Genomic DNA, 11,614 nt, shown 5'->3' on the forward strand with positions numbered 1-11,614 from the left:
TAAATGTCTTTTATTGATACACGGCATCAAGCTGGCTTTTCAATGTTTGGTAGGCGGCTGGCGCTTGATTCGGAAAATCACTCCAGCGTGCTTCTACAGCTATCCCCCCTTTGTAATTTATCTCTTTTAACATTCTTAAATATATGCTGAAATCGGTTCCCTCAACCCCCGGTGGCGTACGGTTTTGAGGTTCGGCAATCTCGCAGTTAAAAATATGTTTTGAGGCTGCTGATAAATGATGGGCGGGTTCATGTTCCTTTAGCATGTGATAGATGTCTGCATTGATGCCAAAATTGGGCATATTCACTTTCTCGCAGATTACCCGCGCCTCATCGACGGTGTTGACAAGGTTAGTTTCTTCTTTGTTGAGGTTTTCCAGGGCAATTTTTACATCATACACAGCCGCCAGTTCGGCAAGTTTAATGCAGAGTCCCACGAATTCGCCAGTCGCTAGTGCTTTATCGTATCCCTCGGGGATTTTCCTTGCCGCGCCGCTGCCGAATATGATGAGGGATACCTTTCTCCGTTCGGCACGGCTGAAAACGGTACGCGCATACGCCAGAAGTGAATCAACATTTGCTTCGGGGCCTACGCATTTCATCTGCGCAGGGAAGAAACTGTTGCAGGCAAGAATGGGCATGCCGCCTTTGCCTTCGTCGAACGAAAATTCAGAATCGCCAAGTGCCGGTTTGAGATAGGCGGCGACACTGGGGATAATAAAATCAAAGCCTGCATCCCCGGCATCCGACATTTGGTCAGTGGATGCGCAGACCCCGATGGAAGGGGGCATTGGGGTGCACGGTCTCGGTGCTCTACCCTGCATAGTTACGATGATGCCCAACCAGCAGGTGACCATCAAAAAGTAGTTGTGAATCATGATTGTTGTCGGATTAATATTTAAATACATTTCCACCAGCCACTACCTGGTTTTTGCTTTCGTCAAAATGCACCCGCTGGCCTGTTCTCAAAGCAGCGTTTGCCATGGTACATGCAATGGCATGGTGATAACCTGCTTCTACGGGGGCATTGGTTTGCCGTCTTGATAAGATGCATTCCATCCAATTTTTCATATGGGCGGAGGTGAGTGGGTCGCCACCGGTATTGGCATCCACCGATACCCGGGAGGTGGGAAGGCTGGATGATGGCAACAGGTTGGGAGAGAGGTCCATTGATGAGGCATCCCCGGCATTCAGGCCTCCCAATGACGATATTTCATTCGTATCCAAGTTCAGCGTTCCACCATTGGAATAATACAGTTCCTTTATCCCTCCTGCCGAATTGGTGAACCTGGATGAGTAAACCACCTGAAAGCCCTTGCTCAGATCATCATCCGGCCCATAATCGAATACGGCTGTTAACGTGTCAGCATTATTCCGGCCATCCTTCCATTGATAGATCCCACCGTTGCATACGACACTGCGCGGATAGTTTAGGCCCGTAAACCAATGGACGGTATCGATTTGGTGGCACATCCACTGACCGGGAATCCCTGAGGAAAAGGGCCAGAACAACCGGTATTCAAGATAAATCCGTGGATCCCACTCCACACGGGGTCTATTGAGGAGAAAACGTTGCCAGTCCACATCCGCGGGTCTAATGCTTTCGCAGAGTTCCTTTCGTCGCCATCTGCCCGGTTGGTTGACATTCCAGGACATCTCAGCCATCACGATATCCCCGAATTTGCCGGAATTGATGTATTCATAAGCTGCTTGGTAATTCGCTCCGCTGCGCCGTTGCGAGCCGATTTGCACCACGATGTCCCGGCTTCGGCACGCTTCAAGCGCCTCATTTGCGTCGTCCATCGTCTCCGCAAACGGCTTTTCCACGTAGGCATCCTTACCGGCTTCGGCGGCCTCCTTGAGGTGCAGTGCATGCTGGAAGTCCGCGGTGCTGATTATCACGGCGTCAATATCCTTGATGGCATACAGCTCGTCGTTGTTCCGGCAGCCTGCGATATCCCACCCCGTTTTCGATTTGATAAAAGATGAACCCTCTTCCCGCCGTTTTGACCATATATCCGAGAGCGCTGTCATCCGGAAGTTCAATCCGTTGCAATGGTTAATGAAACCAGGAAATAATGAATTTTTAAAGCGGTCTGAAAAGCCGACAATGCCGACATTTACAGTTGAATTTGCCCCTATGATGCGACGGTAGCTTTTTGCGGTGAATCCCGCACCAACACCGCCAACGGTTGCCGCTGTTATCCCAACGGTCAGTTTTTTAATAAATCTCCTTCTGTTTTCCATGTTTTCAATTTTTTGTTTGACTCAATATGGCAGTACGATTTCAGCTAGTGTATTCCCGTTCCTTTACCTCAGAATCTGACCTGCGTCTATTAATACTCTTTCCAATAATGAATAGTCGATGTCCTGTACATTTGTAGCGTTGTCGATCGCCAACACTGCCGCGGCCGCGGCGCTTTGACCTAATATCATGAATACAGGTTCCATCCTGATGGAACCAAAGGCGATATGCGAGCTCGACAAACACACCGGTACAAGCAGATTGGTGCATTCCGATGCCCTGGGTATCAGCGCTCCGTATACAATCTGGTAGGGCTGTTTAGGGTGAACGCCGATATCGCCTTCGTTCTGCACGTAGCCATTTGGTTTTATATACCGCTGCACATTATGCGAATCGAGCGTGTATGACCCCATGCCCACCGGATCGGTGATTTCCCGTTCGCTGAACGTATCATGCTCGGTCATTACGTATTGGCCTACCATGCGCCGCGCCTCCCGGATGTACAGCTGATGCGGCCAATTATCGTTGTCTGTAAATTCATCTTTCGCCAATCCCCATTGCGCCATTTCCTCCCGTACTTCCGTTGGTACATCTGGGTCGTTGGCAAGAAAATACATCAAGCCTTTTTGATAATCTTCGTGTTCTTTGATGATTTCGCGGCGCCGTTCGTAGCTGGCCTCGGGATAGTCATAGTTCATACCGATGAAATCCGTGCTAAACGGCCCGTGGTTGTTCGTATCTGTCTTGCGGTTAGGGATGGGGTCGAATTTCTCGAACGTCTCCCGCCAACCTGAAGCAAACACACGGGCCAGCAGTTCGTAGTTTTCTGGATTGTAACCATCCGGTTTTGGGAAAGCCACCCGGTTGTCGGGGTGGTTACTCAGGCACATACGGAAGCAATAGGCTTGTAAGCGATGATCGCCCTGTCCGTATATCCCTGGGGGTTCGTTAGATACACCATACAGCAAACCACTGGTGCTATCTCCAGGAATTTTATAGGGACTGATATCCGATGCGAACCAGTGATAGTGATGGAGCACGCCCGTTTGGATGCCATTCCACTTTTCGCCGTATACACTGTTCGCTTCCCGTCCCACGTGGTAGCTTACTCCCGCCGCAGCCATCAGGTCGCCCTCATACGTGGCGTCGATAAACATTTTGCCACGATAGGTTGTCCCACTCAGCGTGGTGATCGACCTGATCCGACCGTCCTCCACCACCACGCCCGCGTCGCGGTCCAGCCATTCGTCCCTGCGCACCTCTATGTCGAATTCCTTCACGTAATCGTCGAATACCCGCTCGGCGACATGCGGCTCAAATATCCACATCGTGCGCGCATCTCCGTCCATCGCCGGTGTACCCTGTCCTTTATTTCCATATTCTGCATGCCGCTGCCAACGCCATGCAGCGCTATCTTCGTAATGAAGATATACCCGGTGATAGAAGTCGCGGGCCAGCCCGCCGATGGTCGACTTGTCTCCCGTATCAGTAAAGCCCAAGCCGCCTGACGATAAACCGCCCAAGTGTTTGTCAGGCGAGACCACCATCACCGACTTTCCTGATTGCTTGGCTTGAACTGCCGCGATAATCGCCGAAGCCGTACCCCCGTAAATGATGATGTCGGCTTCGAAGGCTTGTTGATCCGCTGTTTTACACGACTGGCAGATCCAAAGCAATACTACTGCGAATATTAATCTATTTATCATTCCATTTTTGTTTTGATTCTCCATGAATTTCTATATGCTATTGAAATACCGGTCCTTGTTAGTTATATCCTGGATTTTGTTCTAATACCGCCCCGATATTTGCATCGATTTCACTTTGCGGAATCGGAAAAACCTGGTGATGTTCCTGTATGTCGTCCGCGTTATAACGATTGTATTGCCGGATATTCGCATACACCCGTCCCGTCCGGCTCAGTGTCAGCCGTCTCTTTTCTTCGATACCGAGCTCCCTGAGCCGTTCATCCAGGATGAAATCTAAGTCAACGGCCGAGGCATCCACCGATACCGCACCCGCACGGTTTCTTACCGTATTGATATCAACCGCGGCCAACGTTGTATTCCCTACCGCTAGGTAAGCTTCCGCGCGCAGCAAATAGGTTTCTGCCAGCCGCATATCGTACCAATCGGTATAAGTAACGCCACCGATATCACGCAGTTGCATCGTTTCGGGGTTAAGAATCAGGTTAGACGGATGATCACCGGGGGTCGTAGCCTTCGTTTGGTAGGGGTATGCCCCGCGCGACCAGATGCCGCTTGTATTCAACAGGTGTTGATTTTCGTCGGTGTTGATGTCAAAATACACCCCCTGGTACTTCGCCGGCCCGCTGGGGTTGTTGTACAAAACTCCCCGCGGAAAGTTATACTCCGAAACGCGCATATCCCGGTAGTCGATATCACCTAACTCATCGTACCAGATTTCATTCGAAAAATGGAACGTCGGCATCAGCCACCCTGCACCGCGACCGACGATAGAGGTCGGAAGAAAACCAGTGGCAATGAGGTTCCGATCGTCCGGATCCGTTGCCAGTGGTACATTCGGAGTGTGCCACCGTTCCATTTGATATCCCGTCCGCGCAATGGTAGATTGGCCACCTCCGGGGACATCCGGTTCAAATTGGATGACAAAGATCCCTTCCGTATTGCCACTGCTCCGGTTCTGATTATTCCGCTGGAAAAGATCCCAGTATACATCGCCCGGTTGATTCCGGCGTGAACCAAAACGGTCGGTCATCAACGCCAGGGCCGGATTGCCAATGACCTGACTGCTGGCCTCAATCGCTAGCTCATTCTCTCCGATTGCCAACGCCGATTCGGCCAATAAATGTTTTGCCGCTTCTTTAGACACCTGTCCATCCGGCAAATCGGGGATGCTCGGCAAGTTGGATGCAGCAAATTGCAGGTCATCAATCATCTGCCGGATCACTTCTTCCTTGGAACTCCGTGTAAAGTCGTTTTTTGCGGAGGTCGTTTCCTCCAAGATCAGCGGAACCCCGCCATACAGATACACCAGGTAACGATAGGCCAATGCTCGAAAAAAGCGGGCTTCCCCTTCTAGCTGCGGCTGCGCTTCAATAGGTACTTCCGATGCGGGCAATCGTCCAATAATGGTGTTTGCATTGGCGATAATTTTATAATTGCCTCGCCAATGATACAATACTTTGGCAGCAGTTGGATCCAGCGTCGCCGGATAGTCGCTAAAAAATCGGACAATCCCATCCTGGCCCGCATGCGACAAATCCGTAGCCAACTGCAAATCAAAAGAATTATCATCTCCTCCATAATATAGGTTGCGATAGTTTTGATACAACATATTCAACGCAGACCGGAAGTGGGCTTCGGTAACATACATATTATCCGCCGTGTAGATACCCGATGGATTCTCCCGAAGTATATCAGCTTCCTGACACGCTACAAAAGAAATTATAAAGAAAACTATGAGCAGTCTTTTCATGATCGATAAGTTTAAAATGTTAATGCTAAACCGATGGAATAGTGACGCATAACCGGACGGCTTCCGTAGCCTAAGCCACTGCCCGTTTCGGGATCCCAGCCCTTCCAGTCGGTCAACGTGAACAGGTTTTTACCCGCAAGGGTAACGGTCAGGCCCGACACCTTAAGTCTCGAAAGCAAGGCCGTATCAAAATTGTACGACAGAATGACGTCCTGCAGGCGCAGAAAACTGCGCCTTCCATACAACATGGGGTTGATGGAACTCGTGCTTGCCGGGCTCCGGAATTGCCCGCCCGGATTACTGGGGGTCCAAAAATCCACCTCCTCCCAGATTCCCATGTCCGAAATAGCATCCGCACTTCTGGCTTCAAACGGCTCGTTTTCACCTAAGTATCCTTTTCTTCCGCCTTGGATGGAATTCAGGAAAAACTTCAATGAGAACCCCTTGTATTGAAAGTGATTATGGATACTAAACCGATATAATGGATCCATCATGCCCAGAATGACCCGGTCGGCCGCGGATAATACCCCGTCTCCGGTATGATCTACAATACGGTAACTCCCTACATAATAACCCGTGGGAATTTCCTCGTCGAACTGGTAAATGCCGTCTACGTCATACCCGAAAACTGCACCGATGGGCTCGCCAATAAACAGGTTACTGGTCATCAGGTCGTCTTCCCTTCCATCGCCGTCAATATCGCCAAGTAACTTCTCAATCCGGTTCCGGTTTAGCGAAAAATTTCCGGTAATTTTCCATTGAAAGTCGGTAGCCCGGATGGCCGCGGCCGTAATGCTTGCTTCAAAGCCACGGTTTCCGATCTGGCCGATGTTGCTGATGATCGAGTTGAAGCCGGTGAGAATCGGTAAGTCACGGCTCCAGATCAAATCGCGGGTGGTCGTCTGGTAGTACTCCAAGTTACCCACAACTCGGTCGCCGAAAATTCCAAAATCAAGTCCGAAATTAGACCCATAGGTTTTTTCCCACCTGAGATCCGGGTTAGGCAGGCTCGAGGGTGCGTGACCGTAGGCTGTCGACGCCCCGTCGCCGAACACGTAAGCGGGCGAGGAGCCTACGCTCGCCAAGGAACTGTACCGTTGTACCAGATTCCCGTTTACACCATAACTGAAGCGGAGTTTCAAATGGTTCAGCCAAGTAACCGGACGCAAAAAAGCCTCCTCCGAAACCGTCCAGCCGATTCCAACGGATGGAAAATAAGCGGTTTTTTCATTTTCGGCAAATCCCGAAAATCCGTCCCGGCGGAGCGTAGCGGTGAGGTAATACTTGGAAAATGCGGCATAGTTGATCCGGAACATCTGATACAGGGAAGTTTCTTCCCACGCGCTCGAATTGGTGAATTGATTGATGCCCTGTGACAGGTCGTTATAACCCAAGGTCTGGTTAGCCAGACTAGTGGCCCGTGCCATGGTCGAATCGGCTTCCCGGTGGCTCTTTCCAATGACAAGCGTTGCATCAATGTGATGGTTTTCACCCAGCTCTTTCGTATAGTTCAGGATGTTATCAAATGTATAACTGTAGAGTTCGGAGTTGTTTTTCCACGCTTCGCCGGTCTCCGCATTTACATACGGATTGGAATTGAACTGCCGTCGCCATTGCAGTGTGTTCCCATAATTGATATCCCAAGAGAACCCAGGAAGAAAAGGTGCTTTGATTTTTGCGTAGAGGTTACCAAATAGTTCATTCCGCTGGTCCAGATCGTCGGTATTGACGGCGATAAGTGGGTTGTTCAGCCCCCCGAATTCGGTTATCAGCTTACCCGTTTCATCGTAAGGCGTCCGCAGCGGACCCGCCTGGGTCAGTTGGGTAAGATTCGGCGACGCGCCCGAAAAGTCTGCAAACGTACCGAACGTCTGTACCCCTACGTTCAACCATTCGGTTAGCTGTGTTTCGATATTAATCCGGCCGGCCTTTCGATTCATTTTATCATTGATGATGTAGTTTTGTTGCTTGTCATAAGCCAACGACAGGTAGTAGTTGGTTCTGGCCGAAGCTCCCTGGATCCCTACGTTGTGCTGCTGGATCGAAGCGTTGGTCGTTCCAAGTTCCCACCAGTCGACATCCGCCCCTGTTTTATATCCCTTAACCGCAAGCTCTCTTGAAAATGGATTGGTTTCCAGTATATTGAAGTTTTCATCCAATTGCAAGTAGCCGGATTCCTCGGTGTAAGCATCCCGCCAAAAGATGTCTTGTATCATCTGCAGGTAGGACTCCCGGTTTCGCGTGTGCAACCGGTTCGATGGACCACCGAATGCGTACGAACCGGTATAGCTGATCTGCGGCTTTTGCTCCCCACGCCCACTTTTTGTGGTTATCAGGATCACGCCATTGGCGGCCTGCGCTCCGTAAATCGCCTTGCTGCTGGCATCTTTCAACACATCCATGGTCTTGATATCGTTCGGATTGATGCTGGCGAGATTTCCGTAGAAGATAATCCCGTCTAAAATAATCAGTGGACTTTGGTTGCCTGATAGGCTCGTTCTGCCCCGGATCGAAATGGAAGGAGTCTCCCCTGCCTCATCGACCATCCCAACGTTGAGCCCCGGAACCGTGCCCTGCACGCTCTGGAAGATGTTGAGATTGGGGGTCCCGCTCAACGCATCTAAATCCGCGGAAGCAATAGACCCGGTCAGGTCGCTGCGTTTCTGCGTGCCATATCCCACCACGACCACCTCATCTAGGTCATTTATAGCTTCCGTCAGTGTCACAGTAATATTCGATTGTGAATCCAATCGAATTTCCCTGCTTTCGAAACCAATCATCATGAACAGCAGTATCTGTCTCCGCTCTTTCAATACCAGTTTGAAATAGCCCTCGGGATCGGTTGTGGTAGCAACGGAGGTTCCCTTTACGGTTACCGTCACGCCCTCAATAGCATTGCCTTGACCATCAACTACTTTTCCATTTATCGTATGATCTTGGGAACGGGGAGGCTGTACACGCGTAATTGTCATGTTGTATTCCGGACGCCTGGTAATAATGATGGTTTTGCCTTCCAGCTCCCAGTCAAGGCCGAGTCCCCCCAGCAATACGTCCATTGTTTCTTCGAGGGAAGCATCCTTGATGTGTACCGTCAAGCTGGTATTCGCCAACTCCCTGCCGTGGAGGAAGAACTTGTAGCCGCTCTGCTTCTGTACGCTTTCCATCGCATCGGACAGTGGGATATTCCGGGCGCTTATCGTGATTTGCCCAAAACTGACTGCCGAGGCTTTCAGAACAACTACCATGGTAAGGAAAACAGTCAATTTCATAATCAGAAGCGTCCTGTAGGTCAAAGGCAAAGAAAAGCCTTTAACACATGTGTAAAAATTCATATGTTTGTACTGTTTGGATAATAAAAATGATAATTAACGCTTGTTCCAACGAGCAAAATATCGCTACGGTCCAAACAATTTCCGGATAGTGTTGTCAGCGCTATCCGGTTTTTTTATTGGTCGCGCGCTAGTGCTGGGTTTGTTCTGTTGTTATGGTGATATCATAGTCTACTTGTTTTTAATTGGTTAAAAAATTCGTTTTTATTCGCTATAATTGATCATCATGATCAATCGCTCCCGGTTGTACAATCAATTTATTCACGCTTCCGCCCCGTTCGATTCTGAACCGCAGCCCACTCCGCTTTAATATGTTCAGCACGGTAGCAAGGGTTTCATCCCGACCGATTGTTCCGTAAAAGTGGGTTTTGGGCGGGTTCCCGTCATATTCCACATCCACGTCATACCATCTACCTAATTGCTTTAGGGCTGTTCGGATGTCCGTATCGTTGAATACAAAAAGCCCATCCTTCCAGCCTATGTATTGGGTTACCCCAACAGTTTTAACGTAAACACCGTCTTTGTGTAGAACGGACTGCTGATTGGGTTTGAGTACCGTTGTCTCCTGGAATCCCTTCTTCCTTTCCTGGAACGACACCTGCACTGTCCCTACCACCAGGGTTGTCTTTGTTTCCGGATCGTCGCTGTAGGCCGAGACGTTGAATTCAGTACCTCGCACTTCGACCGTCTGTCCGTTGGACAAAACTCTGAATGGCCATTCTTGCTTTCTTCCGTCTTTCCCATTTTCTGGCTTTGTTACCGAGAAATAGGCCTCTCCATCTAAAAGGACGGCGCGTTCGTCACCGGTGAACTTGTTTGGATATTCCAATGTGGATGAGGAATTGAGCCAGACCCTTGTGCCATCAGGCAGTGTAACATGATATTGGCCGCCGCGCGGCGTGGATAGCTTCAGTTGTACGGTTGATGTTTCGGTATCACCGGGTATAACACCGAGCAGAGAACCATCCTCATAGACCAGTGAATCGCCCATGATAATGCCCGATTTATCTTCACGTAGCGGAATCATGCGGCCGTCGGCCAGCATAAGGGTTGCCCGGTTGCTGCCTGGCCCGATATCATTTACGATTTCGGCGGACCGGTCGGTTATCCCGCCGCCGTACAGCAGGTATGCACCCACTACCGCAAAGACAAGTGCGGCTGCTGCATAAGGAAGCCAGCGGGAAAACCAGCCTGGTTTCTTAGGGGCTATCCTGTTCCATATAGCAGTTTTGACTTGCTCTTTTTCAAATAGCGGCAATTCCTGTGTTTCGGCAAGAAGAATGTATGCCTGTTCAAGCAACGCCCTCTCTTCAGGAGTAGCCGTTCCCGCTTTATACTTACGATATATTTCCGATGCTTTGTTATAGTTCATCTTACTGGCAGCTTCTTCTTTGGTTCGCTATTTGTATAAAGGTTCAAAAGGTAATTTGTATTACGCGTTTATGGTAATCTCTTAAAATACACACGTAATGTACTGAAATCCAGTAGGAAAAACTCTAACTAACGGTCAGTATGCAAACTAGTGCACTGATCAGCAGATTGAAAACCTTACGGAGCAGTCGTAAAGCCCGGCTAACCTGCACTTTTACAGTATTTTCGCTGATCTGGAGCTCTGAGGCGATTTCACGATAGCTCAGACCGTCCAGGCGGCTCAGCTCGAATACCCTGCGCATGCCTTCGGGCATATCGGCAACTTCCCGTTCAATCGCCCCTGCCAGTTCTCTCTCCCTAATATGTGCATCGACACTCCAAACTCCTATGTCGGCTACCTTGGTTACCATGGACAGGTACGCATCTTTCACCTTGCTATGGTCGAGCAAATCGAAAACTCTGTTGCGTACGGAGCGGTACAGAAATGCCGACAACTTACCACGGTCGTCTATTGTGGCATATTTGTCCCAAAGTGTGGCAAATACATCCTGAAGCGCATCTTTTGCAAGGTCGTCATCCTGCAGTATCCTCAAGGCATGACAGAACAGCACTTCCCAATAGCGCCGGTAGATTTCGGCGAATGCCCGCTCATCTCCTGATTTCAACAGGGATAGGAGCTTATGATCGGTGTATCTACCGTAATACGTCATTTCTATTAAAAAGATGTAACAAGTGTAGCGAAAACTCTATGGGCGGTTTATGTTCGCTTGACAACAGCGAATTGCCAATGGTAATGCCCGATTTATCTTCACGTAGCGGAATCATGCGGCCGTCGGCCAGCATAAGGGTTGCCCGGTTGCTGCCTGGCCCGATATCATTTACGATTTCGGCGGACCGGTCGGTTACCCCGCCGACGTAAAGCAGGTATGCACCCGCTACCGCAAAGACAAGTGCGGCTGCTGCATAAGGAAGCCAGCGGGAATACTCGCCTGGTTTCTTAGGGGCTATCCTGTTCCATATAGCAGTTTTGACTTGCTTTTTTTCAAATAGCGGCAATTCCTGTGTTTCGGCAAGAAGAATGTATGCCTGTTCAAGCAACGCCCTCTCTTCAGGAGTAGTCGTTCCCGCTTTATACTTATGATATATTTCCGATGCTTCGCTATAGTTCATCTTAGGGGCAACTTCTTCTTTGGTTCGCTATTTGTATAAAGGTT

General features: G+C 49.7%; 8 protein-coding genes. All 8 read right to left on the reverse strand.

Translation table 11 applies throughout. The features are described from left to right. Positions 1 to 10: 10 nt before the first annotated feature. On the reverse strand, positions 11 to 907 hold the full coding sequence (locus C5745_RS07465; protein ID WP_105716374.1) for a sugar phosphate isomerase/epimerase family protein: 897 nt from the start codon (positions 905 to 907) through the stop codon (positions 11 to 13). After that, complete coding sequence (locus tag C5745_RS07470) at positions 891 to 2,246, reverse strand: Gfo/Idh/MocA family protein (RefSeq protein WP_105716375.1); 1,356 nt, start codon at positions 2,244 to 2,246, stop codon at positions 891 to 893. Before C5745_RS07470 ends, C5745_RS07465 begins: the two co-directional genes overlap by 17 nt. 63 nt (positions 2,247 to 2,309) lie before the next feature. Continuing rightward, positions 2,310 to 3,974, reverse strand: a complete 1,665-nt coding sequence (locus C5745_RS07475; protein ID WP_207795745.1) for an FAD-dependent oxidoreductase — start codon at positions 3,972 to 3,974, stop codon at positions 2,310 to 2,312. 34 nt (positions 3,975 to 4,008) lie between these two features. Then, complete coding sequence (locus C5745_RS07480) at positions 4,009 to 5,700, reverse strand: RagB/SusD family nutrient uptake outer membrane protein (RefSeq protein ID WP_105716376.1); 1,692 nt, start codon at positions 5,698 to 5,700, stop codon at positions 4,009 to 4,011. Positions 5,701 to 5,711: 11 nt separating this feature from the next. Then, a complete protein-coding gene (locus C5745_RS07485) occupies positions 5,712 to 9,032 on the reverse strand; it encodes a SusC/RagA family TonB-linked outer membrane protein (protein ID WP_105716377.1) in 3,321 nt (1,106 codons plus the stop codon). Between the two features lie 208 nt (positions 9,033 to 9,240). Next, positions 9,241 to 10,401, reverse strand: a complete 1,161-nt coding sequence (locus C5745_RS07490; protein WP_105716378.1) for a FecR family protein — start codon at positions 10,399 to 10,401, stop codon at positions 9,241 to 9,243. A 124-nt stretch (positions 10,402 to 10,525) separates the two neighbouring features. Then, the gene (locus C5745_RS07495; protein WP_105716379.1) at positions 10,526 to 11,110 is read right to left on the reverse strand and encodes an RNA polymerase sigma factor; all 585 of its coding nucleotides are present in this window, start codon (positions 11,108 to 11,110) and stop codon (positions 10,526 to 10,528) included. Continuing rightward, entirely contained in the window at positions 11,094 to 11,570 is a 477-nt protein-coding gene (locus tag C5745_RS07500) for a hypothetical protein (protein ID WP_105716380.1), read from the reverse strand. Before C5745_RS07500 ends, C5745_RS07495 begins: the two co-directional genes overlap by 17 nt. Positions 11,571 to 11,614 lie beyond the last annotated feature (44 nt).

The sequence above is a fragment of the Sphingobacterium haloxyli genome, from assembly GCF_002980525.1.
In the GTDB taxonomy this organism is placed as follows: Bacteria; Bacteroidota; Bacteroidia; order Sphingobacteriales; family Sphingobacteriaceae; genus Sphingobacterium; species Sphingobacterium haloxyli.

What these genes read in the sequence shown, in the direction of transcription:
- C5745_RS07470 (WP_105716375.1), bottom strand. Translation starts at nt 2,246, where the DNA reads ATGGAAAACAGAAGGAGATTTATTAAAAAACTGACCGTTGGGATAACA.
- C5745_RS07495 (WP_105716379.1), bottom strand. Translation starts at nt 11,110, where the DNA reads ATGACGTATTACGGTAGATACACCGATCATAAGCTCCTATCCCTGTTG.
- C5745_RS07465 (WP_105716374.1), bottom strand. Translation starts at nt 907, where the DNA reads ATGTATTTAAATATTAATCCGACAACAATCATGATTCACAACTACTTT.
- C5745_RS07500 (WP_105716380.1), bottom strand. Translation starts at nt 11,570, where the DNA reads ATGAACTATAGCGAAGCATCGGAAATATATCATAAGTATAAAGCGGGA.
- C5745_RS07490 (WP_105716378.1), bottom strand. Translation starts at nt 10,401, where the DNA reads ATGAACTATAACAAAGCATCGGAAATATATCGTAAGTATAAAGCGGGA.
- C5745_RS07475 (WP_207795745.1), bottom strand. Translation starts at nt 3,974, where the DNA reads ATGGAGAATCAAAACAAAAATGGAATGATAAATAGATTAATATTCGCA.
- C5745_RS07485 (WP_105716377.1), bottom strand. Translation starts at nt 9,032, where the DNA reads ATGAATTTTTACACATGTGTTAAAGGCTTTTCTTTGCCTTTGACCTAC.
- C5745_RS07480 (WP_105716376.1), bottom strand. Translation starts at nt 5,700, where the DNA reads ATGAAAAGACTGCTCATAGTTTTCTTTATAATTTCTTTTGTAGCGTGT.